This window comes from Streptococcus timonensis (genome assembly GCF_047460355.1).
GTDB classification, from domain to species: domain Bacteria; phylum Bacillota; class Bacilli; order Lactobacillales; family Streptococcaceae; genus Streptococcus; species Streptococcus timonensis_A.
On the sequence record NZ_JASHGL010000001.1, the window covers coordinates 247,569 to 273,783 of the forward strand.

Below are 26,215 nucleotides of genomic sequence, written 5' to 3' on the forward strand. Positions count from 1 at the left end.
AAATATAGCATTTTTCTGCCTGTCTATTTTGTGATATAATAATAGTAACGAAAAAATGGGAATTTTTCAAGGAAAAACGATGAAAAGCAAAATAATTGTGATTGTTGGCCCAACAGCTGTTGGAAAGACTGCCCTAGCCATTGAAGTTGCTAAGCGTTTCAATAGTGAAGTAGTTAGTGGAGATAGCCAACAAGTATACCGAGGACTGGATATTGGAACAGCCAAGGCTAGTCCGGAGGAGCAGGCAACTGTCCCTCATCATTTGATTGATGTGAGAGATGTAACCGAGTCTTACTCGGCTTTTGATTTTGTTTCTGAAGCCAAGATGGCCATCGAGGATATTCAAAATCGTGGTAAACTTGCTATTATCGCTGGTGGAACAGGACTTTATATTCAGAGTCTACTAGAGGGATATCATCTAGGTGGAGAGATACCACACGAGGATATTTTAGCCTACCGAGCTAGTTTAGAGCCTTTTTCAGATGAGGAGTTAGCCCATCTGGTAGATCAAGCAAGTCTTGAAATTCCCCAATTTAATCGTCGTCGTGCCATGCGTGCCTTGGAAATTGCCCATTTTGGTAAAGACTTGGAAAATCAAGAAAGTTTATATGAACCGCTGATTATTTGCTTGGATGATGAGCGTAGTCATCTTTATGAACGGATTAACCACCGAGTGGATTTGATGTTTGAGGCTGGACTTTTGGAGGAAGCTAAGTGGCTGTTTGACCATTATCCAGATGTTCAAGCTGCTAAAGGAATTGGTTATAAGGAACTCTTTCCTTATTATCGTGGAGAGCAATCCTTGGAAGAAGCTAGTGACAGCCTAAAACAGGCGACTCGTCGATTTGCCAAGCGTCAGCTGACCTGGTTCCGCAATCGTATGCAGGTGACCTTTTATCAGATAGGAGAATCTGGTGTGAAAGACCGTATTTTAAGCCAGATTGAGGAGTTTTTAAATGATTGAAACGGAGAAAAAAGAGGAGCGTGTCCTGCTTATTGGAGTTGAACTCCAAGGCATGGATAATTTTGACCTCTCCATGGAAGAACTGGCTAGTTTAGCCAAGACAGCTGGTGCGGTCGTAGTAGATAATTACAGACAAAAACGTGAAAAATATGACACCAAGACCTTTGTTGGTTCTGGAAAGTTGGAAGAAATAGCGAAAATGGTGGATGCAGAAGAAATCACGACTGTCATCGTCAATAACCGTCTGACACCTCGACAAAATGTCAATTTAGAGGAAGTCTTAGGTGTTAAAGTTATTGACCGTATGCAGTTAATCTTAGATATCTTTGCCATGAGAGCTCGAAGCCACGAAGGGAAGCTCCAAGTTCATCTTGCCCAGCTCAAGTACCTCTTGCCTCGTTTGGTTGGTCAGGGGATTATGCTTAGCCGTCAGGCTGGGGGAATTGGTTCCCGTGGTCCTGGTGAAAGCCAGCTGGAGCTGAATCGTCGGAGTGTTCGCAACCAGATTACAGATATCGAACGACAACTCAAGGTGGTTGAGAAAAATCGGGCGACAGTTCGGGAAAAACGTTTGGAGTCAAGCACCTTTAAGATTGGCTTGATTGGTTATACAAATGCTGGGAAATCGACCATTATGAACACTTTGACCAGCAAGACCCAGTATGAGGCTGATGAGTTATTTGCGACTCTGGATGCGACAACTAAAAGCATCCATCTTGGTGGGAATCTCCAAGTAACTTTAACGGATACCGTTGGATTTATCCAAGACTTGCCGACAGAGTTGGTGTCAAGTTTCAAGTCAACCCTTGAAGAAAGCAAGCATGTAGATCTCTTGGTCCATGTCATCGATGCTAGCAATCCTTATCATGAGGAACATGAAAAAACAGTTCTCTCCATCATGAAAGACTTGGACATGGAGGATATTCCTCGCTTGACCCTTTATAATAAAGCGGATTTGGTGGAGGATTTCACGCCTACTCAAACGCCGTATGCCCTCATTTCTGCCAAGTCTGAGGATAGTCGTGAGCAGCTGCAGGCTTTATTTTTAGAAAAAATCAAGGATATTTTCGAACCCTTTACCCTGCGCGTGCCTTTTTCGAAATCCTACAAGATTCATGATTTAGAAAGCGTGGCAATCCTTGAAAGCCGAGAATATCAAGAGGACGGGGAAGTCATTACAGGCTACATTTCAAAGAAAAACAAATGGAGATTAGAAGAATTTTATGACTGATATCAAAACTTTGGCACTCAAGTATGGTGGCTATACAAGTCTAGACAAGGTCTATCTGGACCAACTTTTAGCTGGTAAATCTGAGCAGGAGCAGCTAGCCCTCATCACTCCTCCACCCAGTGTAGTCAATGCCTACTTTGCAGAACTCTACCAGAAAAAGAGCCCCGATGCTGCGACCGATTATTTTGCAGAAGTCAGCCAAGAACTGAACCTCTATAATGCTGAACCAAGTTTCACTGTAGAAAGCAAGCCCTTTATTCGCCTCAATCTATCTGGTAAATCCTTTGGATTTTGCTACGAGAAAGAAGGTCTTGGTCGCATTTTCTCAGAGAACGAGGAAGCAATTACGGATGAATTACTCTTTGAGATCGCGCAAATTTTTCCCCATCAGCTAGTTTTTGTGGAGTCTGGTAAGATTTACATGAAGGTGATTGGAGAAGAGGATGTTGTTAACGTGGAAAATCTCACAGCCTTGACAGATCTGGAAAATTTAGCAGATGGAAGAAAGCGACTTAAAGGGTACAGCCAAGAGGATTTACTACAAGAAGCTAGAGCTTTTTCTGGCAAATTTTATTACCGCTCGGAAAATAGAACTGCTATGTTATATATTGATTAATTAGAAAGTATCGAATGGATATTCAATTTTTAGGAACGGGGGCTGGTCAGCCCTCTAAAGCCCGCAATGTTTCAAGTCTCGCCCTGAAACTCTTGGACGAGATTAACGAAGTTTGGCTCTTTGACTGTGGAGAAGGAACGCAAAACCGCATTCTGGAAACCACGATTCGACCACGTAAGGTCAGCAAAATCTTTATTACCCACTTACATGGAGATCATATTTTTGGTTTGCCTGGTTTTCTTTCTAGCCGCGCTTTTCAGGCCAATGAAGAGCAGACAGATTTGGAAATCTATGGCCCTCAAGGTATTAAATCTTTTGTCTTGACCAGTCTACGAGTGTCAGGTTCACGCTTGCCCTATAAGATTCATTTCCATGAATTTGACCAAGCTTCTCTAGGGAAAATTCTTGAAACCGATAAATTTACAGTCTACGCGGAAGAGTTGGATCACACTATTTTCTGTGTGGGTTATCGTGTCATGCAAAAGGACCTAGAAGGGACCTTGGATGCTGAAAAACTCAAGGCTGCCGGTGTACCATTTGGACCACTTTTTGGGAAAATCAAGAATGGTCAGGATGTTGTTTTAGAAGATGGGACTGAGATCAAGGCAGCAAACTACATCTCAGCTCCACGACCAGGTAAGATTATCACTATCTTAGGTGACACTCGCAAAACCAATGCCAGTGTGCGTCTGGCTGTCAATGCGGATGTCCTTGTCCATGAGTCCACTTATGGCAAGGGTGATGAGAAAATTGCCCGCAATCACGGTCACTCAACTAACATGCAGGCAGCGCAAGTTGCAGTAGAAGCAGGAGCCAAACGACTCTTGCTCAACCATATCAGCGCCCGTTTTCTTTCAAAAGATATCAGCCAGCTTAAGAAAGATGCTGCAACGATTTTTGAAAATGTCCATGTGGTTAAAGACTTGGAAGAAGTGGAAATCTAGTTTCTAGAGAAAGGAGAATCATGCGAACCATTCTCATTACAGGTGCTAGCGGGGGTCTAGCCCAAGAAATGGTCAAACTCTTGCCTCAAGACCAACTCATTTTGCTAGGTAGAAATAAGGAAAAACTAGTTCAGTTATACGGAGATCATCCTCAGGTAGAATTGATTGAAATTGATATTACCGACGCTCAAGCATTAGAAGAACTAGTTGCTGAACTCTATCAGAGTTATGGCAAGATTGATGTTTTAATTAACAACGCTGGTTATGGGATTTTTGAAGATTTTGACAAGATTTCTGATCAAGACATTCATCAAATGTTTGAGGTTAATACCTTTGCTTTGATGAATCTGTCTCGTTTGGTTGCTTCTCGTATGAAGGAGATTCGAAAAGGGCATATCATCAATATCGTCAGCATGGCAGGATTGATTGCGACTGCTAAGTCTAGTCTATACTCTGCGACCAAGTTTGCGGCCATTGGTTTTTCAAATGCTCTTCGCCTTGAGCTCATGCCCTATGGTGTCTATGTGACAACGGTTAATCCAGGTCCAATCCGTACAGGATTTTTTGACCAGGCAGACCCAGATGGGACCTACCTCAAATCGGTTGACCGCTTCCTACTCGAGCCAGATGCTGTCGCGCAAAAAATTGTTAAGATCATCAGAAAAAACAAACGCGAGCTCAATCTCCCGATTTTGCTTAATTCAGCTCATAAATTTTATACCCTCTTTCCTAAGTTAGCAGATAAGTTGGCAGGAGAAACTTTTAATTATAAGTAAAAAAGCTATTCCTTTAAGGAATAGCTTTTTGATTTAATTTCATGAAAGAAGAGTGTTTTAAAATTAAAAATCAAGCTTATTAGTGCCTATTCATAGCTTTTAGGGTATAATACAAATAAAAGAAATCAAGAAGATACTTAGAGTACAATCTAGGTACAAAAAGATAGAATGATGGATACAGGAGAAAAAATGGCAAAAAAGAAAAGAGTTACCTTACCCAAGGACTTTAATGAACTACTAACTGATGGCAATATTGACCAATTAAAGGCCGTATATGATAAGTGTGAGTTAACTGCCCATGATGGTAGATATAGCTTAAGTACGGCTCTCCATTTCGGTGGTGTACCTGATGAACTGGTTATTTGGCTTGTAGAAGAGGGCTTGGATATCAATATCCCTGATTATTATGGAGCAACTCCTTTGTATCGTCAGGCAACCGTGGGAAGAGATACTGTAAAACTCTTGCTCGAATTGGGTGCAGACATTGAAAAAACCAATACTTATGGCAATACACCCTTGCATGTGGCAGCTCAGTTTTTTCATCCTAAGACCGTTGCACTTCTCATAGAAAAGGGAGCAAATGTCAACCCTAAAAATGATAGGGGACAGACCCCACTAGACTCCGTACTCACTGTCTGTCGAGGAATCTATATTGCCCAAACAGCTGAAATTGCCTCTATGCTGCTGGATGCAGGTGCTAAGAAAACATCTGCTATGAAAGAAAAGGTTGAAAATATTGGTAAGGATTTTGAATTTCATAGAGAAGGGATCAATCCCGACTATCTAGAAGCAGCAGATCAGGGTCTAGAAAAACTTTATGCTTTGTTTGATGTCAAGCCGGTAGCAAAACGAATAACCCACGATGGAGTTTCTCCGATTCTCGTAAAAGAAGGTAGCTGGGAGGAGCAATATGAGGAACTATGGTCTTTCTTGATTCCTTCAAGTGGAGCAGCCAAAACTGTTCAGGGAGAAGTTGTCCGTATCCCAGGCAGAGTTCGAGATGAACTGGATCGAAACGGTGGGGCTAACTGGGACAGAGACTACCGCAAGATGCTACAGGCTCTCCCTCAATACTTGTCTCTAGGAATCCCACTTTCAGAACAGGAATTAGCAGAGACTAAAGAGCTTATTGCTCAGGTTTATGGGAAAGATTTTGATGACGAGCCTCGCTTAGACCGCCTGTGTCAGCTAGCTATTGCTTGGATTGAGCAAAATCCTGAACCCCTTCCCCTAGAAGAACCAAGTTATAAGCGGTAAAAGGAATTTGAAGCTAGTTAAAATAAAGAACTCAAGGTGAAATGATGCAACTAATTGATCAAGTTAAAAAAATAGAAACTTATATTTGTGAGTGTTTTGAAGACTGGGATTTGGATGATCCTGTAGAGGAAGGATATCTGGAAGATTATCAGGGCATTTCTGGTGCTTCTGAGGCAGAGCTTCAAGCCTTTGAGGAAATATTTGGCATTCGTCCACCTAGTGACTTCAAAGAGCTTTATAGTTATAAAAATGGGAGTAAATACTTCTCTATTTTACCTTGTGTAATTGACCAGAGAGAGCTGACTTTTTCTCTCATGAGTCTACAGGAAATTGAGACTTGTAAAAAGTACTTTCAAAATAGAGATGCTCTGTTAACCGAATTTCCCGACTATTTTTCTAGTCAAGACTTAGAAAACATGCATGATAGTAGAATTAAGCCCTATCTTTTTAATAAAAAATGGCTTCCTTTTGCTCAGTATTGTGACTCTTGTTATCTTATGCTGGATTTTGATCCAGACCAGGAGGGTCAGGAAGGACAGGTTATTTGCTATATCCATGATCCTGATCAGGTGATCTATGTGGCTAAAAGCCTTACAAATCTGATTGAAGGGATCATGGATGAGATAGTATGAACGGACAAATGTACCAAGTTCAAAATATAACAGATAACATTTGTTTAACCTTCCTGTACGACAGAGGATTAAAAGAACTTGCCCTTTGTCAGATTGACTAGGCTGTGAGGCTGAATTTGGGAGCTTTTTATTGATAGGTGCTGATATTTCTTGATTAGTCTACAGTATCTATTTTGAGTTGTTTTCTTGTCAAATTTGACCAAGTATTGCAATTTAAGTCTTAAAATAGTATACTAGTTCTAATATTCATGAAAACGTTTGCGTTTTTGCTGATGATGATTATTTAGGAGACAATACATGGAATTGACAGCTATTTATCATAGGCCAGAATCAGAGTATGCTTATCTGTACAAAGAAGGTCAGCTACATATCCGAATTAGAACCAAGAAAAATGATGTCCAGCAGATCATTTTACATTATGGAGATCCCTTTATCTTCATCGAGGATAAGTATGAAGCCAAGAAGGAGATGACCAAAGTAACCTCGGACGCCTTGTTTGATTATTGGCAGGTTACGGTCTCTGTTGATTTTGCTCGCATTCAGTATCTCTTTGAGCTCCTTGATAAAGAAGGTCAAGGTGTTTTCTATGGTGATAAGGGTTGTGTAGAACATACTCAAGAAAACTTGGATGCTGATGGAAACGGCTTTAAGCTTCCTTATATTCACGAAATCGACGGATGTCAGGTTCCTGACTGGGTTTCAAATACCGTTTGGTATCAGATTTTCCCAGAACGATTTGCTAATGGAAATCCTAATCTGACTCCAGATGGAGCTCGAGAGTGGGATGCTGCCATTGCACCTAACATGGATAATTTTTTTGGTGGAGATTTACAAGGGATTATTGATCATTTAGACTATCTTAAAGATTTGGGAATCACTGGACTTTACCTATGTCCGATTTTTGAAGCTACGACCAATCACAAGTACGATACGACGGATTATTTTGAAATCGACCGTCACTTTGGAGACAAGGAAGTCTTTCGTAATCTAGTCGAGAAAGCTCATAAACGTGGCATCAAGATTATGCTAGATGCTGTTTTCAATCATATCGGCTACCAGTCTGCCCAATGGCAGGATGTTCTAAAGAAGGGAGAAAAGTCACCATATAAAGATTGGTTCCATATCCAAGAATTCCCAGTTACTGAGGATAAACTTCAGAATCCAAGACAACTCCCTTATCATACCTTTGCCTTTGCTAGCTATATGCCTAAGTTGAATACAGCTAATCCGGAGGTTAGGGACTATCTTCTCAGTGTTGCAACTTACTGGATTGAAAATTTTGATATTGATGCTTGGCGCTTGGACGTTGCCAATGAAATTGACCATCAGTTCTGGAAAGATTTTAGAAAGGCAGTTCTAGCTAAAAAGCCTGATTTGTATATTTTAGGTGAAATCTGGCATACGTCTCAGCCTTGGCTACAAGGGGATGAGTTCCATGCGGTCATGAACTACCCACTCTCTGAAAGTATCAAGGATTATTTCTTGCGTCAGCGTAAAAAGACGGAGCAATTTATTTCAGAAATCAATAGCCAGTCTATGTACTACAAGCAACAAATCTCAGAGGTAATGTTTAACCTTTTAGATTCTCATGATACAGAGCGTATCCTCACAACTGCCAAAGGAAATATTCAGCATGTCAAGGCTGCTCTAACTTTCCTCTACCTTCAAAAAGGGACTCCTTGTATCTATTACGGAACAGAGTTGGCCCTAATTGGTGGACCAGACCCTGACTGCCGTCGTGTCATGCCTTGGGAGCGTGTGTCTGAGGATAATGATATGCTGAATTTTATGAAACAGTTGATTCAAGTCCGTAAGGAAGTTGCAAGTATGATTCAGCATGGAAATTATCGCTTGGAAGAGGTGAAACCAGATGTCCTATCTTTGAAGTGGAACTACCAAGGAAAAGAAGTTCAGGCAATCTTTAATCAGTCTTCTGAGAATTTTGTTTTAGAAAGAGACTCTGTTGATTTAGCGAATCATTGCCAGCTTGAAGATGGTCAGCAAGTCATCTTGCCAGATGGTTTTATCATTACTGTTTCGAAATAAAGCAATCAACTGGAACAAGTATCTAGTTACAAAATAAAAAGAAGTGATTATTTGACTTTAGATGCAAAAAAACAAGAAGCTGTCCTATAGTGGGACAGCTTTTTGGGTAATTAAATTAAATGTACATTCAGCTTTTTATAATTTTCTACAAATTTTAGAAAAAACATTCAAAAGTATGAATTTTATAGGGCAACTATTGAAAATTCCTATATTATTTTATAGAATAAAAGTATTATACAACAAAAGTTAAGCGCTTTCCTTTTATAAATGGAAGCGGTTACTAAAAAGGAGAATCTTATGAGAAAAGATCATTGGAATCGTAAAAGAGTTTATAGTATCCGTAAATTTACGGTAGGTACTTGCTCAGTAGTCATTGGTACTTGTTCGGTATTATTTGGGGCAAATCTAGCTAGTGCAAGTACTGTATCTGCGGATGAAACTCCATCCGCTGTTGCTACAGAAAAAGTGGAGAAAGAAACTCCTGAAGAGGAAGCTGTAGATTCAAAAGCTTCTGAACAACCTGTAACAACAGAAACTGTTAACAGTGAAGCAGTAGAAACTAATCATGAAGTAGAGAAAAAAGAGGAAGCCCCAACTACTGAGACTACTCCTGAGAAAAAAGAAACCTCTGATGTAGAAAAGCAAGCTCCAGCTGTGACTCAGGATCAATCTGCTCAAACAGAAAAACCAGAGCTCAAACCTGCTACTAATGATGAGGTAAAACAGTTGATCGATGATCGCAAATTAGAATTTAACCAAAACTGGCACTTTAAACTTAATGCCAATTCTAAAGAGGCTGTCAAGCCAGATGCTGATGTCAGCACCTGGAAGAAATTAGATCTTCCACATGACTGGAGTATCTTTAATGATTTTGATCATAATTCACCTGCCCAAAATGAAGGTGGGCAACTTAATGGTGGTGACGCTTGGTATCGCAAGACTTTTAAACTAGATGAAAAAGATCTCAACAAGAATGTACGCATTACATTTGATGGGGTTTATATGGATTCACAAGTCTATGTAAATGGTCAATTAGTTGGTCACTATCCAAATGGATACAACCAGTTCTCATATGATATCACTAATTATTTACATAAAGATGGTCGTGAAAACGTCATTGCAGTACATGCAATCAACAAGCAACCAAGTAGCCGTTGGTACTCAGGAAGTGGTATCTATCGTGATGTTACCCTTCAAGTGACTGATAAGTTACATGTTGAGAAAAATGGTACAACCATCTTAACACCTGAACTTGAAAAACAACAAGCAGGTAAAGTTGATACTCATGTATCAAGTAAGATCGTTAATACTGATGATAAAGACCACGAAATTGTAGCTGAGTATCAAATCATCGAACGTGGAGGACAAGCTGTAAGTGATCTAGTTCGTACAGCTAGTCAAGTCTTGAAAGCTCATCAATCAGCTAGTTTGAATGCTATTTTACAAGTTGATAAGCCAAAACTTTGGACAGTACTAAGCGACCAACCAGCTCTTTATGAGTTAGTGACTCGTGTTTACCGTGATGGCCAGTTAGTTGATGCTAAGAAAGATATGTTTGGTTACCGTTACTACAACTGGACACCAAACGAAGGCTTCTCTCTTAACGGCGAAAAAATGAAATTCCATGGTGTTTCTCTTCACCATGACCATGGGGCTCTAGGAGCAGAAGAAAACTACAAGGCAGAATACCGTCGTCTTAAACAGATGAAGGATATGGGTGTGAACTCCATCCGTACAACCCACAACCCAGCTAGTGAGCAAACCTTGCAAATTGCTGCTGAACTTGGATTGTTGGTTCAAGAAGAAGCTTTTGATACTTGGTATGGTGGTAAGAAACCCTATGACTACGGACGTTTCTTTGAAAAAGATGCAACCCACCCAGAAGCTAGAAAAGGTGAAAAATGGTCTGATTTCGACTTGCGTACCATGGTCGAGAGAGGTAAGAATAACCCAGCTATCTTCATGTGGTCTATCGGTAATGAAATCGGTGAAGCTTCAGGAGATCCACATTCTTTAGCGACTGTTAAGCGTTTGGTTAAGGTTATCAAGGACGTTGACAAGACTCGCTATGTTACAATGGGAGCAGATAAATTCCGCTTCGGTGATGGTAGCGGTGGACATGAAAAAATCGCTGACGAACTGGATGCGGTTGGATTTAACTATTCAGAAGACAACTACAAGAAACTTCGTGCTAAACATCCAAACTGGTTGATTTACGGTTCAGAAACTTCTTCTGCAACTCGAACACGTGGAAGCTATTTCCGTCCAGAACGTGAATTGGTGCATAGCAACCAAGCTTATCGTAATTATGAGCAGTCAGACTACGGTAATGACCGTGTTGGTTGGGGTAAAACTGCAACAGCTTCATGGACTTTTGACCGTGATAATGCAGGCTATGCAGGTCAGTTTATCTGGACAGGTACAGATTATATTGGTGAACCAACTCCATGGCACAACCAAAACAACACACCAGTTAAGAGTTCTTACTTCGGTATCGTAGATACAGCCGGCATTCCAAAGAATGACTACTACTTGTACCAAAGCCAATGGGTTTCTGCTCAGAAGAAACCAATGGTTCACCTCCTTCCTCACTGGAATTGGGAAGATTCTAGTCTAAAAGAGAATGTAGCGGATGCAGATGGTAAGATTCCTGTTCGTGCATTTTCAAATGCCGCCAGTGTGGAACTATTCTTGAATGGTGAGTCCCTAGGTAAGAAAAACTTTAACAAGAAACAAACAAGTGATGGACGTACTTACCAAGAGGGTGCTAATGCAAATGAACTTTACCTTGAGTGGAAAGTTGCTTATCAACCTGGAACACTGGAAGCAGTAGCTCGTGACGAAGCTGGTAATATCATTGCTCGTGATAAGATTGCGACTGCTGGAGAACCTGCAGGAGTTCGCTTAGTCAAAGAAGAACATGCTATCGCAGCTGATGGAAAAGACCTCACTTATATCTACTACGAAATTGTAGACCGTGATGGCAATGTAGTACCAACTGCTAATAATCTTGTACGCTTCCAGTTGCATGGACAAGGTCAGATTGTCGGTGTGGATAACGGGGAACAAGCCAGCCGTGAACGTTACAAAGAACAAGCAGATGGTTCATGGATTCGTAAAGCCTTCAATGGTAAAGGTGTTGTAATTGTTAAATCAACGGAGCAAGCAGGTAAATTCACCTTAACTGCCCACTCTGATTTCTTGAAATCTGGTCAAACAACTATCTTCACAGGTAAGAAAGACCAAGAGGAAAAAACTGTTTTAGGTACAGAGGTTCCTAAAGTTCGTACAGTAATCGGTCAAGCAGCGAAAATGCCTTCAAAAGTAGGATTTATCTACAGTGATGGCAGTCGTGCAAAACTTCCAGTAGAATGGTCTGCAGTTGATGTCAACCAACCTGGTATTTTTACTGTTAAAGGTGTGGCAGATGGTCGTGATGTAGAAGCGCGTGTTGAAGTCTTAGCACTCGAAGCAGAATTACCTGTAGTTAAGAGAATTGCTCCAAATACAGACCTAAACTCAGTCGACAAATCTGTATCTTACGTATTATCAGATGGTACTCTAGGAAGCTATGACGTTGATAAGTGGGAAGTTGCAGCTGAAGACCAAGCTAAATTAGCTATCTCAGGCTCTCGTATCCAGGCTAAAGGAATTTCAGGTGAAGATGAAATCGATGCGACCTTTGTAGTCGCAGAAGGTCAAGCATCTGCACCAGTAGTTCCAAGTGTAACCGTAGCCGACCAAGCTGTAGAAGGTCTTTCAACTGAGCAACCAGTAAAATACCATAAACTTGCTTATGGCGTAGCTTTGCCAGAAGTTAAAGCTACAGCTGAAAATGCGGAAGTGACTGTTATTCAAGCTAGTGAAGCGACTGGTATGCGCGCAATTATCCATGTTCAACCTAAGGATGGTGGGGAATCTCAAACATATGCTATCCAATTCCTACAAGAAGCTCCACAAATTGAGCGTTTGAGCTTAGAGGTAGAGAACGAGTCTGCACTTAAAGAAGACCAAACAGTTGGTATCAAAGTATTGGCTCACTACCAAGATGGTACGCAGGCAGTTTTGAAGGCCGACAAGGTTAGCTTCTCAACTACAGGTGAGGGAGATGTAGCCGTTCGTAAAGGTATGCTTGAATTTCATAAACCAGGGCAGGTGACTTTGAAAGCTCAGTTTGAAGGAGCAGAAGGTCAGATTGACTTGAACATCCAAGCAAACACTGAAAACAAAGTAGTACAAGCAATCCGTCCAGTCAGCGTAGTGACAGGTTTGAATCAAGAACCAAGTCTCCCAGCTACAGTAACTGTAGAGTATGACAAAGGATTTCCAAAACTTCATAAGGTTACTTGGCAACCAGTTGCCAAAGGAGACCTTGCTAAGTATCATAGCTTTGATGTTCTTGGTAAAGTAGAAGGTATAGACCAAGAGGCTCATGCCCAAGTATCTGTTGAAGGAATTATTGCTGTTGAAGAAGTTAGTGCGACAACACCAGTAGCTGAGGCTCCACAACTTCCAGAGAGTGTTCGTACTTACCATTCAACTGGTCAAGTTTCTTCAGCTAAGGTGACATGGGATGCTATCGATCCAAGCCAGTATGCAAACGAAGGTAGCTTTACTGTTACTGGACATGTTGAAGGAACAACGTTAACGACAAAACTTCATGTTCGTGTATCTGCTCAGACAGAAACCGGTGCTAATATCTCTGACCAATGGACGGGTTCAGAATTGCCACTTGCCTTTGCATCAGATTCAAATCCTAGCGACCCAGTTTCGAATGTCAATGATAAATTGATTTCTTATAATAACCAACCAGCTAACCGTTGGACAAACTGGAACCGAACAAGTGAAGCATCAGTAGGGGTACTCTTTGGAGATTCTGGAATCTTATCGAAGCGTTCAGTGGACAATCTTAATGTTGGATTCCATGAAGATCATGGTGTTGGTGCACCTAAGTCTTACGTGATCGAATACTATGTTGGTTCAGAAGTTCCAACAGTTCCTAAGGATCCAAGTTTTGTTGCTAGAGAAGATCATGTCTTTAACAATCCTAACAACTGGAAACAAGTGACTAATCTTAAGGCTCCAGATCAATTGAAAGCTGGAGAAATGACTCACTTTAGCTTTGATAAAGTTAATACTTATGCAGTCCGTATCCGTATGGTTAGACCAGATGGAAAATGGGGTACTTCGATCACAGAAGTGCAAATCTTCTCTAAACAAGTAGCTCCAGCTAAGAAAGCTCAAGCACAGATTCAAGTTGACGGAAAAGAAGTACCAGGATTTAACCCTGCTTTGACTGACTACTACCTTGAAGCTAAGGAGGGTAACCTACCAGCTGTTACAGCAAGCGTCACTGAAAATGGTATCGCTACAGTTGTTCCAAGCGTACGTGAAGGTGATCCAGTACGCGTAGTTGTTAAGGCTGAAAATGGCGATATCCTAGGTGAATACCGTCTACACTTTACAAATGATAAAGATTTGCTAGTAAGTAAACCTCTAGTTGCTGCTAAGTCTTCACGTCTAGTTGCAAAAGGACAAGCGCTTGAATTGCCAACAAAAGTACCTGTTTACTTTACAGGAAAAGATGGCTATGAAGTTAAGGACTTGGCTGTCGAATGGGAAGAAGTACCAGCAGAAAATCTAACAAAAGCTGGTGAATTTACAGTTCATGGTCGCGTTCTGGGTACTGATCTATCTGCTGAAGTGGCTGTACGTGTGACAGACAAACTCGGTGAAAACCTATCAGACAACCCAGACTTCGATGATGACAGCAACCGCTCATTTGCTTCAGCAACCAATGACATTGATCCAAATTCTCATGACCGTGTGGACTATGTCAACGATGGTTCAGATGATGAAACCCGTCGTTGGACTAACTGGTCCCCAACTCCATCTTCTAATCCTGAAGTTTCAGTAGGGGTTATCTTTAGAGAAGCTGGTCAGATTGTTGAGCGTTCGGTTGCAGAAGGAAAAATTCGCTTCTTTGCTGATGGTGGAACAGATGCACCTTCTAAACTCGTATTAGAGCGCTATGTTGGTCCAGAATTTAATTTGCCTGAATATTACTCTAACTACCAACCATACGATCCTGATCACCCATTCAACACTCCTTCTAACTGGGAGAAAGTTGAATACCGTGCTGATCAAGAGATTCAAGCAGGAACTGACATCCATGTAACCTTTGCACCAGTCAAAGCTAAAGCTATGAGATGGCGCATGGACAGAAAAGCAGACAAGAATGGTGTGGCTATCACTGAAATGGCCTTTATTGCACCAAGTGAAGCACCTAAGGACAATACAGCTTCTAAACTTCTTGTGGATGGTAGAGAGCTTGCTGACTTCTCAGAAGATCGTGCTGACTACCAAGTAACCTATAGTGGAAACCGTCCTAAAGTGACAGTGGAAGCTGGTGAAAATGTAGCGGCGACAGTTGTTGATAGTGGGGACGATAAACTTCCAGTCTTGGTACGTCTTGTTTCAGAGAGTGGTAAGAACGTTAAAGAGTATCGAATCCAATTGAAGAAAGAAGAAGTTGAATCTGGTAAGACAGACCCAGCTGTCCATGAAGTCCCAGAATTCACAGGCGGCGTTAATGGAGCAGAAGGTTCAGTTCATGAAGTCCCAGAATTTACTGGTGGTGTGAATGGAGCAGAAGGTTCAATTCATGAAGTTCCAGAATACACTGGAACTATTGGAACAGCAGGTGACGACCCAGCTCCAACAGTAGAAGTACCAGAATACACAGGTCCGATTGGCACAGCAGGTGACGTGCCAGCTCCAGTAGTAGAAGTGCCAGAGTACACGGGAGCAATTGGCACAGCAGGTGATGCGCCAGCCCCAGTAGTAGAAGTTCCAGAGTACACAGGAGCAATCGGCACAGTAGGTGATGCGCCAGCTCCAGTAGTAGAAGTTCCAGAATACACAGGAGTTATTGGCACAGCAGGTGATGCGCCAGCTCCAGTAGTAGAAGTCCCAGAATACGCAGGAGCAATCGGCACAGCAGGTGATGCACCAGCCCCAGTAGTGGCAGTCCCAGAATTCACTGGTGGCGTTAATGGAGCAGAAGGCTCAGTTCATGAAGTTCCAGAATTCACTGGTGGTGTGAATGGGGCAGAAGGTTCAGTTCATGAAGTTCCACGATTTGAAGGTGGCGTTCCTGGTGGAGAAGGGACAACTCATCAAGTTCCAGAATTCACTGGTGGTGTGAATGGAGGAGAAGCAGCTGTTCACGAATTGTCTGGTTACAAGGTAGAGCAGTCATTAGTAGCTCAAGCTATGTCACAAGACAGAACTTATAAAGCGCCTGCAAGTAGTCACCAAATTCTCCCAGAGACAGGCACTAAAGAAAATGCTACCCTTGCCACCGTAGGTGTTGTTGGAGCACTTCTTGGCCTCTTTGCAATGGGGAAGAAAAAAGACGACGAATAAGATGATGTAAAAGCATTCGAGTCATAGAGAGTGGGACAGAAATCGGTAATTCGTTAGAATTCGATTTCGTCGTCCCACCTCCGCACAGTTGAGTAGGGCTGTAAAAGCTGATGAAATCAGCGTAGTAGAGCCCACTCAACCACTGCGTCTTGCTCGACAATGCAAAGACAATTGAGAAGCTAGGACTTTTGTCCCAGCCTCAATCATAAAAAGCGGACAAAACTAGTTTTCTGATCTACAGAGACTGGTCTTGTTCGCTTTTTTGGCTCATTGTCAACTGTAGTGAACAACAAGAAAGTATAATACTCTTCGAAAATCTTTTCAAACCGCGTCAACGTCGCCTTGGATTGTATATGTGACTGACTTCATCAGTCTTATCTACAACCTCAAAGCAGTGCTTTGAGCAACCTGCGGCTAGTTTCCTAGTTTGCTCTTTGATTTTCATTGAGTATAAGACAGAGCTGGCTTCTTATTCATAAATTACCTTTCATTTGATAGCAGGTTCCCTTGAAGGTGTTTAGTCAGCTAAACCAAGGCTAGTCTTAGCCTAAGCCTAAGCCATTTTATCAAATGAAATCACATCCCATATTTTCTCGATGCTAGTTAAACAAACTTATTTTTAGAAAGTATGACTAGCTAACTTCTACGTGTTATATATTATTAAAACAAATGGGAACTGTTGTATAAAAAAGGGAAAAATGATATAATAAAAGCGTTTCCAATGGTAATGATATAAATGCAATGAAAACCATGAAAAAATCAGCAAAAGTCGTTTTATTGGTTAGTTTGTTATCTATTGGTCTTTTTCAAACCAGTGTATCTGCTATAACAGTCACTAAAAGTTACCGGTATGATCGGAATACCGCTTTTGAGTATAGTATGAATTACCACGAACATAAATACGTAAACATTTCAAGATGGTCTGCTTATTGTTCTATAATGACTATAAAGTTGGTCCGATTGGCATTATGTTCGCTATGAGGTTATAAACTACTATACTGGAGGTTATTAATCGTTAAAGAGTGAGAAAAAGGAGGGCTGTATATGATAACTCTTACTCATGTTACCTTAAAAACGCGACAAGTCATCTTGCAAGATGTTGATTTCACCTTTAAAAAAGGTAGGATTTATGGCCTTCTTGCTATCAATGGCTCGGGAAAGACGACCCTGTTCCGAGCTATTAGCAAGCTGCTTCCCCTTAGTAGTGGACATATCGCAGCCCCTCCTTCTTTGTTTTATTATGAGAGCGTTGAATGGCTGGATGGAAACTTAAGTGGGATGGACTACCTTCGTCTCATAAAAAATATCTGGAAGTCAGACCTAAACTTGGGAGACGAAATCGCCTACTGGGAAATGTCTGACTATATCAGCCTTCCCATCCGCAAGTATTCCTTAGGGATGAAGCAACGCTTGGTGATTGCTATGTATTTCCTCAGTCAGGCGAAATGCTGGCTCATGGATGAGATAACAAATGGCTTAGATGAGTATTATCGACAGAAGTTTTTTGATAGACTATCACAAATCGATAGACAAGAACAGCTGGTTCTTTTGAGTTCCCACTACAAAGAGGAGTTAATGGAGATTTGCGATAGCATCGTAACCATTCATCAGGGGCAAATAGAAGAGGTTTAGTTTATGAAAGATGTTAGTCTATTTTTATTAAAAAAAGTTTTCAAAAGTCGCTTAAACTGGATTATCTTAGCTTTATTTGTATCTGGACTCGGTGTTACCTTTTATTTTAATAGTCAGACTGCAAACTCCGTCAGCTTGGAGAGCGAGTTGGAAACCAGTCTTGTAAAACATGAGAGAGTCATCAATGAATATGAAGAGAAACTCTCCCAAATATCTGACACCAGCTCGGAGGAATACCAGTTTGCTAAAGAAAATTTAGACTCGCAAAAAAATCTTTTGACGCAAAAGAAAGAAATTCTGGCTTTGTTAAAAGAAGGACGCTGGAAAGAAGCCTACTATTTGCAGTGGCAAGATGTAGAGAAGAGTTATGAAATTTTATCAAAGGAACCGACTGCTAGTTCTGACTTAAAAATGGCGGTTGACCGCGAACGAAAGACTTACCAAGCCCTATATCCCTTGAACATAAAAGCCCACAATTTAGTTTATCCGACCTACGGGATTGATCAGATTGTCTGGATTTTAGAGGCTATCATCCCAAGCTTGTTTGTAGTTGCTATTATTTTTATGCTAACGCAACTATTTGCAGAAAGATATCAAAATCATCTGGACACAGCTCAGTTATATCCTTTTTCAAAAGTGACATTTGCCCTGTCCTCTCTTGGAGTTGGAGTGGGCTATGTAACTGTACTGTTTATCGGAATCTGTGGTTTTTCTTTTCTAGTGGGAAGTCTGATAAGTGGTTTTGGACAGTTAGATTATCCCTACCCGATTTATAACTTAGTGAATCAAGAGGTAACTATTGGAAAGATACAAGATGTGTTATTTTCTGGCTTGTTATTAGCTTTCTTAACTTTTATCGTCATTGTGGAAGTAGTGTACTTGATTGCTTACTTTTTCAAGCAAAAAATGCCTGTCCTCTTTATTTCCTTAATTGGGATAGTTGGCTTATTGTTTGGTATCCAAACCATTCAGCCTCTTCAGAGGATTGCACATCTGATTCCCTTTACTTACTTGCGTTCAGTGGAGATTTTGTCTGGAAGATTACCTAAACAAATTGATAATGTCAATCTGAATTGGAGCATGGGGATGGTCTTACTCCCTTGCCTAATTATCCTTTTGCTATTGGGAATTCTATTTATCGAAAGTTTGGGAAATTCACGAAAAAAGAGTATGTTAAATAGGTGTTAGTTTTCCTATTTCCACTTGATAACTACTTCATGCAATCAAGAATAAGAAAGAACATCCGAATCATTGATAGCTATGAAAAATGAGGGGAAACGAATCTCAGGAGACTCTCAAAATATGAGCTCACTAAAAAAGTCATCATTAGATGGCTTTTTTGCTATCAAAAGAGTTATAATAAAGATGAAAATAGGGATAGAAGAGAGGAGATAGGATGGCTTACATTGAAATGAAAAATAGCTATAAGAGGTATTATAGTGGAGAAACAGAAATCGTAGCCAATCGTGATGTCAACTTCGAGATTGAAAAGGGAGAACTGGTCATTATCCTTGGTTCATCTGGAGCAGGAAAGTCAACGGTCTTAAATATTCTAGGTGGTATGGATACAAATGATGAAGGGCAAGTCTGGGTTGATGGGACTAACATTTCTGACTATACCTCCCATCAGAGAACCAACTATCGCAGAGATGACGTTGGCTTTGTCTTTCAGTTTTACAATTTGGTTTCTAACTTGACTGCTAAGGAAAATGTTGAGCTAGCTTCAGAAATTGTTGCTGATGCCTTGGATCCAGAACAGGTTCTCAAGGATGTAGGCTTAGGTCACCGTCTCAATAACTTTCCAGCCCAGCTATCAGGTGGTGAGCAACAACGAGTTTCTATTGCAAGAGCTGTGGCTAAAAATCCTAAAATTCTCCTCTGTGATGAACCGACGGGAGCTTTGGACTACCAGACTGGTAAGCAGGTTCTAAAGATTCTCCAAGATATGTCACGTAAAAAAGGGGCCACCGTTATCATCGTGACCCATAATGCTTCCCTTGCTCCTATAGCTGATCGCGTGATTCAGATGCATGATGCTAGTGTCAAGAGAGTTGTTATCAATCCTAAACCACAGGATATTGATGATTTGGAGTATTGAGATGAAAAGAAAGACATATTGGAAAGACTTGCTCCAGTCTTTCACAGGTTCAAAGGGACGTTTTTTATCCATCCTAACTCTGATGATGTTGGGTTCTTTGGCCTTGGTTGGTCTCAAAGTAGCTAGTCCCAATATGGAGCGAACAGCATGGGATTATATTCAAAAAGCTAACATAGCTGATATTACTGTCATAGCAGATTATGGGCTTGATCAGGCTGACCAGGAAGAACTTAAAAATCTTACTCGAGCATCCGTTGAGTTTGGTTATATGACGGATTTGACTCTAGAAGGTAGTCAAGATGCCATACGGATTTTTTCTAAGACAGAAAGAATTTCAAAATTCCAAGTAACTCAAGGACGATTGCCTGAGAAAGAAGATGAACTAGCCTTGGCAGATTTTTGGAAAGATCGCTATCAGATTGGTCAAGTTATTCATTTGAGTCAAAAAAAGGGCAGTAATTCTCAATTAAAGCGGGATAGTTATACCATTACAGGTTTTGTCCACTCACCAGATATCTTTTCAAAATCAGATATGGGGAGTTCAGCCAGTGGGAATGGGAACTTGGTTGCTTATGGTGTCGTAACTGAAGATAATTTTAAGAGTCCTGTATACACGATTGCCCGCATGAGATTTGCTAGTCTAACAGATTTGAATCCATTTTCCGGTGATTATGAGAAGAGGCTAGAGCAAGAAGAAGCGACTCTCAAGGAACAACTTGCTGATAATGGTCAAGCGCGGCTAGAAAAAATGAAGAAGGATGCTCAAGAGTCCCTTGATGAGGGAAAGAAACAACTGGACGAGGCTGAAAATAATTTGCTAGCTGGCAAGAGTCGCCTGCAGGAAATCGAAACGCGTCTACAAGCTCAAGAAAATCAAGTGAGCCAACTACCAGAGCCCTACAAAAGTCAAGCATCTAGTCATTTAGACCAGGCCAAAGAGCAATTAGCTCAAGAAAAGGAAAAGCTGAGCCAAGCCGAAACAGATCTTACTAACGAAAAGGCTAAATGGCAGACCAGTCAGGATGAAGTCAATGCTCTGACAGAGCCAACCTATCATGTCTACAATCGAAAGAGTTCTCCAACTGGTCAAGGTTATCTCATGTATAGTAACTCGGCCATGAGTATTCGTGCCGTAGGGAATATTTTTCCAGTTGTTCTCTATGCCGTAGCAGCCATGGTTACCTTTACCACCATGACACGATTTGTAGACGAGGAAAGAACCAATGCTGGCATCTTCAAGGCCTTGGGCTATCGGAGTAAGGATATTATTGCAAAGTTTGTCATCTATGGCTTGGTGGCAGGTTCCATAGGGACTTTCTTGGGAATTTTTATTGGTCATTACATACTAGCTCCCACAATCTCGCATATCATCACTGAGCGAATGATCGTTGGTGAGAGTCAGCAGCATTTCTACTGGACCTATAGTTGTTTAGCTCTGGGGCTAAGCTTAATAGCTAGCGTTTTACCTGCCTACCTTGTATCTCGCAGAGAATTGCATGAAGAAGCAGCACAATTATTACTACCCAAGCCACCAGCCAAGGGCTCAAAGATTATCTTGGAGCGGATAACCTTTATCTGGTCCCATTTGAGCTTTACCCAAAAGGTAACTGCCCGCAATATTTTCCGTTACAAACAACGCATGCTGATGACCATTTTTGGAGTTGCAGGTTCAGTAGCCCTCCTCCTTGCGGGTCTCGGTATTCAATCTTCTGTGGTAGGAGTGGCTGACAGGCAGTTTAAGGACCTGCAAGAGTACCAGTTGGTGCTTACAGTCAGGAATCATGCTTCTGCCTCAGATCAGGCTCAACTGGAAACCAAGTTACAAGCCGACGCAGTGGACAAATACCGCTTGATTTACTCCAAACAAGTAGATGAAAAATATGCTGGCAAGGCTGGTGTCCAAACAGTGACCATCATGGTTACTGATCAGGATGACTTGGATCCCTTTGTTCATCTAGAAAAAAATGGGGAAAAACTCAGCTTGTCTAATGGTGTTGTCCTGACAGAAAAATTAGCCCAGCTAGCAGGTGTGACTCTTGGTGACACCTTTAAGATAGACGGTAAGGAATTTACGGTAGCAGCCATCACTGAGCACTATGTCGGCCACTATATCTACATGAATCAAAAGACCTATGAGGCTATTTATGGACAGGTTCCAAAGATGAATACCTATCTAGTAAAGCTCAAGGACAAAAGTCAAGTCAATACTGAAACATTAGCTGGTCAATTTATGGAGCAGCCAGCGGTTACTAGTGTTGTACAAAATGCTTCGACTATACGTCTCTTTGAGACCTTTGCTAGTTCCCTTAATCAAACCATGGCAATCTTAGTAATTGTTTCTGTACTTTTGGCTATGGTCATCCTATATAATTTGACCAATATCAATGTTGCTGAGCGTATCCGTGAACTCTCCACAATAAAGGTTCTTGGTTTTCACAATAAGGAAGTAACTCTCTACATCTATCGAGAGACTATCCTATTGTCACTAATTGGAATGATTGTAGGATTGGTATCAGGCTTTTATCTCCATCAATTTCTCATTCAGATGATCGCACCCGGTACCTTCCGTTTTCAACCAAAGGTAGGCTGGGAAGTGTATCTCATCCCAGTTCTAGCAGTCAGTGTCATTTTGACCATCCTAGGATTTTTTGTCAATCACTATCTCCGAAAGGTGGATATGCTAGAAGCTCTCAAGTCTGTAGAATAGTCCTTAGAGGATAAAAACAAATAAGAAAGCCCTTTGTGGCTTTTTTATTTTCATAAAAATGGTAAAATAGTAAGAGTAGAAATGGAGTTCTAGCTATGAAAAGAATTGATCAATTTAAAAATAAGAAAGTTTTAGTCCTTGGTTTGGCCAAATCAGGTGAGTCTGCAGCTCGTCTCTTGGACACTCTAGGTGCCATTGTCACCGTAAATGACGGCAAACCTTTTGAGGAAAATCCAGCTGCTCAAAGTCTTTTAGAAGATGGGATCAAAGTAGTAACAGGGGGGCATCCCTTGGAATTGCTAGATGAAGAATTTGCTCTCATGGTGAAAAATCCAGGAATCCCCTACTCCAATCCCATGATTGAAAAAGCTTTGGCAAAAGGAATTCCAGTTCTGACAGAAGTAGAATTGGCTTACTTGATTTCAGATGCACCAATTGTAGGGATTACGGGTTCAAACGGAAAGACTACGACTACAACTATGATTGGAGAAGTTCTGACTGCTGCTGGACAAAATGGACTCTTATCTGGTAATATTGGTTATCCTGCTAGTCAGGTGGCTCAAACAGCGACTAATAAGGATATCCTTGTCATGGAGCTATCTTCTTTCCAATTGATGGGGATTCAAGCCTTTCATCCTGAGATTGCTGTTATTACCAACTTAATTCCATCTCATATTGACTATCACGGTTCTTTTGAGGAATATGTGGCAGCCAAGTGGAATATCCAAAAAAATATGACAGCAGCTGATTACTTAGTATTGAACTTCAACCAGGAATTGCCTAAAGAACTTGCGACAAAGACAAACGCGACTGTAGTACCATTCTCAACCCTTGAAAAGGTGGATGGGGCTTATCTCGAAGATGGTCAACTCTACTTCCGTGGTGAAAAAGTCATGGCAGCTGACGAAATCGGTGTTCCAGGTAGCCACAATGTGGAAAATGCTCTTGCAACTATTGCCGTTGCTAAACTTCGTGGAGTAGACAATGAAACTATCAAGGAAACCTTGTCAGGCTTTGGTGGAGTCAAACATCGTCTCCAGTATGTGGATGAAATCAAGGGTGTTAAATTCTATAACGATAGCAAGTCAACCAATATCTTAGCGACTCAAAAAGCCTTGTCTGGATTTGACAATAGCAAGGTTATCTTGATTGCTGGAGGTTTGGACCGTGGCAATGAATTTGACGAATTAGTCCCAGACATCACAGGTCTTAAGAAAATGGTCATCCTCGGTCAATCTGCAGAACGTGTGAAACGTGCTGCAGCCAAGGCAGGAGTAGCCTATGTCGATGCGTCAGATATCGCAGATGCGACACGCAAGGCTTTTGAATTGGCTCAGGAAGGAGATGTAGTTCTCCTCAGTCCTGCCAATGCCAGCTGGGATATGTATGCCAACTTTGAAGTGCGAGGAGATCTTTTCCTTGCGACAATAGCGGAGCTTAAAGGATAATATGAAAAAAATAGTCTTTACAGGGGGAGGGACGGTCGGACACGTCACCCTCAACCTTTTGTTGATGCCCAAGTTCATCGAGGATGGCTGGGAAGTTCATTATATCGGTGACAAACATGGTATCGAACATCAAGAAATTATTAAATCAGGATTAGATGTGACCTTCCATTCTATTGCAACTGGTAAATTACGTCGCTATTTCTCATGGCAGAATATGCTAGATGTCTTTAAGGTAGCATGGGGAATTGTTCAATCCTTCTTTATCATGCTGATAATTCGACCTCAGGCCCTCTTTTCAAAGGGAGGTTTTGTATCCGTTCCACCTGTTATTGCAGCCCGTCTTTTATGGGTTCCAGTCTTTATCCATGAGTCAGACCTATCCATGGGCTTAGCCAATAAGATTGCCTATAAGTTTGCGACTAAGATGTATTCAACCTTTGAGCAAGCTGCCGGTCTTATCAAGGTTGAGCATGTAGGAGCAGTGACTAAGGTTGCAGGCCCTATCACGGAAGAGCCTGAGGAAATGGTGGATATCCGTACCTATTTTGATGCGACATTACCTACCTTGCTCTTTGTTGGTGGATCAGCTGGTGCGCGTGTCTTTAACCAACTAGTAACGGATAACAAGCAAGAATTAACAAAGCACTACAATATCATTAACCTAACAGGAGACTCTAGCCTCAATGAACTAAGTCACCATCTCTACCGTGTTGACTACGTAACAGACCTCTATCAACCGCTTATGAATATGGCTGATGTAGTTGTTACTCGTGGTGGTGCCAATACTATTTTTGAGCTTTTAGCCATGGCTAAATTACATGTGATTGTGCCACTTGGTCGAGAAGCAAGTCGTGGAGATCAGATTGAAAATGCAGCCTATTTTGTTAATAAAGGCTATGCAGAAGAGTTGCAAGAGAGTGAATTGACCTTGTCAACTTTGGAGGAAAAAGTTAGTGTACTTTTGAATCACAAAGAAATCTATCAAAACACCATGAAAAATTCTCATGAATTAAAATCTGTAGCTGATTTTTATGAGCTACTAAAAAAAGATCTATCATAAGGAAAATTGATGTCAAAGGATAATAAGAATCAACCGACTCAAGGCAAGGAATTGTCAGAGTGGCAAAAACGAAATCAAGAATATCTTCGAAAAAAAGCAGAAGAAGATGCCAAGTTAGCTGGGCAAGAAGCAAAAACAGGCCAAAATTCAGAAGATGGAGCCAAGCCTTCCTTAACTAGCTCCCAAGAATTGTCAGAATGGCAAAAACAACATCAGGAATATTTACGTAAAAAGGCAGAGCGAGAAGGTAAAGAAACTGAAAAAGAAGTAGAAGAAGAGGAAAAGGCTGAAACTGACTCAGAGGAAGATGCAGAGCAAGACTTAAGCTCTGATCCAGATGAAGAAGTAGCTAAATCTGAGGGGGAGACTTCTACAGAAGCTGACTCAGAAAACTCTGACCAAGCTATTGAAGAAGAGAATGAAACTGATGAAGTTAAGGAAGAAAAGGGTGATAAAAAAGCTAAAGGCAACCCTAAATCACCTAAACCTTCTATTCCAGCGATACATATATGGCGAGCTGTTTCAATCTTAATTCCAAGTTTCCTAGTCTTCTTATTTTCTATTTACCTTTTGACGCCTTATGCTACTCTTAAAAATATCGAGGTAACAGGAAACGTTCAGACCAGTGTAGAGCAGATCAAAGAATTATCAGAAATTCAAGATAGTGACTATACGATTAGTTTATTTTTAAATAAAGATAAGCACGCCGAAAAGATCAAATCAAATTACTGGATTGAATCTGCTAACATTCACTATCAATTTCCGATCAATTTTACCATCCAGGTCAAGGAATACGGGATTGTAGCCTATTATGTTTCTGGAGAGGACCATTATCCGATTCTTTCTAGTGGGACGGTGGAAACCAGTCCAGTTAGTCTAGTCAGTCTTCCAGAAACCTATATGTCCGTACTCTTTAACGATGAGCAGCAAGTCAAAACCTTGATTGAACAACTGGCTGAAGTCAGCCCAGAGATTAAGCAGGCGATCAAAACGATTGAATTGGCACCAAGTAAAGTGACCAGTGATCTTTTGAAGATTACTATGATTGATGGGGATGAGATACTGGTTCCTCTATCTGAATTGGGTAAAAAATTACCTTATTACAGTAAGATAAAACCTCAATTAACCGTGCCAAGTGGTATCGATATGGAAGTTGGGATTTATAGCTATAGCTTGGCCGACATGGCTGTAGAAGAAGCAAGACTCAAGGCTATAGAAGAAGCGAAGAAAAGACAGGAAGAAGAAAAGAAAAAGCAAGAAGAAACGTCAACAACTATAGAAAAACAAGAATAGACTCAGTTACTTGTTTTTGCTTGACAAGTTTAACTTTAAATAATAGAATAGTAAAAAACCTTTAAAGCAGTCCAGAGAGGCAG

General features: G+C 41.0%; 15 protein-coding genes and 4 pseudogenes. All 19 read left to right on the forward strand.

Annotation, left to right across the window (positions count from 1 at the left end):
• Window positions 1–79 precede the first annotated feature (79 nt).
• Window positions 80–964, forward strand: a complete 885-nt coding sequence (miaA, locus tag QM941_RS01205) for a tRNA (adenosine(37)-N6)-dimethylallyltransferase MiaA (RefSeq protein ID WP_414337966.1) — start codon at window positions 80–82, stop codon at window positions 962–964.
• Window positions 957–2,195, forward strand: a complete 1,239-nt coding sequence (hflX, locus tag QM941_RS01210) for a GTPase HflX (protein WP_414337968.1) — start codon at window positions 957–959, stop codon at window positions 2,193–2,195. The genes miaA and hflX overlap by 8 nt, the downstream gene beginning before the upstream one ends.
• A complete protein-coding gene (locus tag QM941_RS01215) occupies window positions 2,188–2,811 on the forward strand; it encodes a cystathionine beta-lyase (RefSeq protein ID WP_414337971.1) in 624 nt (207 codons plus the stop codon). Before hflX ends, QM941_RS01215 begins: the two co-directional genes overlap by 8 nt.
• Before the next feature lie 14 nt (window positions 2,812–2,825).
• Entirely contained in the window at window positions 2,826–3,755 is a 930-nt protein-coding gene (gene rnz / locus QM941_RS01220) for a ribonuclease Z (protein ID WP_414337974.1), read from the forward strand.
• A gap of 20 nt (window positions 3,756–3,775) precedes the next feature.
• On the forward strand, window positions 3,776–4,531 hold the full coding sequence (locus QM941_RS01225) for an SDR family NAD(P)-dependent oxidoreductase (protein WP_414337977.1): 756 nt from the start codon (window positions 3,776–3,778) through the stop codon (window positions 4,529–4,531).
• 189 nt (window positions 4,532–4,720) lie between these two features.
• Entirely contained in the window at window positions 4,721–5,788 is a 1,068-nt protein-coding gene (locus QM941_RS01230; protein ID WP_414337979.1) for an ankyrin repeat domain-containing protein, read from the forward strand.
• A gap of 44 nt (window positions 5,789–5,832) precedes the next feature.
• Complete coding sequence (locus QM941_RS01235; protein ID WP_414338867.1) at window positions 5,833–6,420, forward strand: SMI1/KNR4 family protein; 588 nt, start codon at window positions 5,833–5,835, stop codon at window positions 6,418–6,420.
• Window positions 6,421–6,717: 297 nt separating this feature from the next.
• Complete coding sequence (locus QM941_RS01240; protein ID WP_414337981.1) at window positions 6,718–8,466, forward strand: glycoside hydrolase family 13 protein; 1,749 nt, start codon at window positions 6,718–6,720, stop codon at window positions 8,464–8,466.
• 297 nt (window positions 8,467–8,763) lie between these two features.
• Window positions 8,764–8,911, forward strand: a pseudogene (locus QM941_RS01245) (YSIRK-type signal peptide-containing protein); the annotation flags it as partial.
• 104 nt (window positions 8,912–9,015) lie between these two features.
• Window positions 9,016–15,033: pseudogene (locus QM941_RS01250) on the forward strand (Ig-like domain-containing protein); the annotation flags it as partial.
• 30 nt (window positions 15,034–15,063) lie between these two features.
• Window positions 15,064–15,894, forward strand: a pseudogene (locus QM941_RS01255) (SIALI-17 repeat-containing surface protein); the annotation flags it as partial.
• A gap of 825 nt (window positions 15,895–16,719) precedes the next feature.
• Window positions 16,720–16,906: pseudogene (locus QM941_RS01260) on the forward strand (hypothetical protein).
• 32 nt (window positions 16,907–16,938) lie between these two features.
• A complete protein-coding gene (locus QM941_RS01265) occupies window positions 16,939–17,526 on the forward strand; it encodes an ATP-binding cassette domain-containing protein (RefSeq protein ID WP_414337983.1) in 588 nt (195 codons plus the stop codon).
• 3 nt (window positions 17,527–17,529) lie between these two features.
• Window positions 17,530–18,714 carry a hypothetical protein gene (locus QM941_RS01270; protein WP_414337985.1) on the forward strand — a complete coding sequence of 395 codons (1,185 nt, stop codon included), beginning with the start codon at window positions 17,530–17,532 and terminating at the stop codon, window positions 18,712–18,714.
• 208 nt (window positions 18,715–18,922) lie between these two features.
• Entirely contained in the window at window positions 18,923–19,624 is a 702-nt protein-coding gene (locus QM941_RS01275) for an ABC transporter ATP-binding protein (protein ID WP_414337987.1), read from the forward strand.
• A 1-nt stretch (window position 19,625) separates the two neighbouring features.
• The gene (locus QM941_RS01280; protein ID WP_414337989.1) at window positions 19,626–22,331 is read left to right on the forward strand and encodes an FtsX-like permease family protein; all 2,706 of its coding nucleotides are present in this window, start codon (window positions 19,626–19,628) and stop codon (window positions 22,329–22,331) included.
• Window positions 22,332–22,426: 95 nt separating this feature from the next.
• On the forward strand, window positions 22,427–23,779 hold the full coding sequence (gene murD, locus QM941_RS01285; protein WP_414337991.1) for a UDP-N-acetylmuramoyl-L-alanine--D-glutamate ligase: 1,353 nt from the start codon (window positions 22,427–22,429) through the stop codon (window positions 23,777–23,779).
• Window position 23,780: 1 nt separating this feature from the next.
• A complete protein-coding gene (locus QM941_RS01290; RefSeq protein ID WP_414337992.1) occupies window positions 23,781–24,839 on the forward strand; it encodes a UDP-N-acetylglucosamine--N-acetylmuramyl-(pentapeptide) pyrophosphoryl-undecaprenol N-acetylglucosamine transferase in 1,059 nt (352 codons plus the stop codon).
• A gap of 9 nt (window positions 24,840–24,848) precedes the next feature.
• Window positions 24,849–26,132, forward strand: a complete 1,284-nt coding sequence (locus QM941_RS01295; protein WP_414337994.1) for an FtsQ-type POTRA domain-containing protein — start codon at window positions 24,849–24,851, stop codon at window positions 26,130–26,132.
• The last annotated feature ends 83 nt before the right edge of the window (window positions 26,133–26,215 follow it).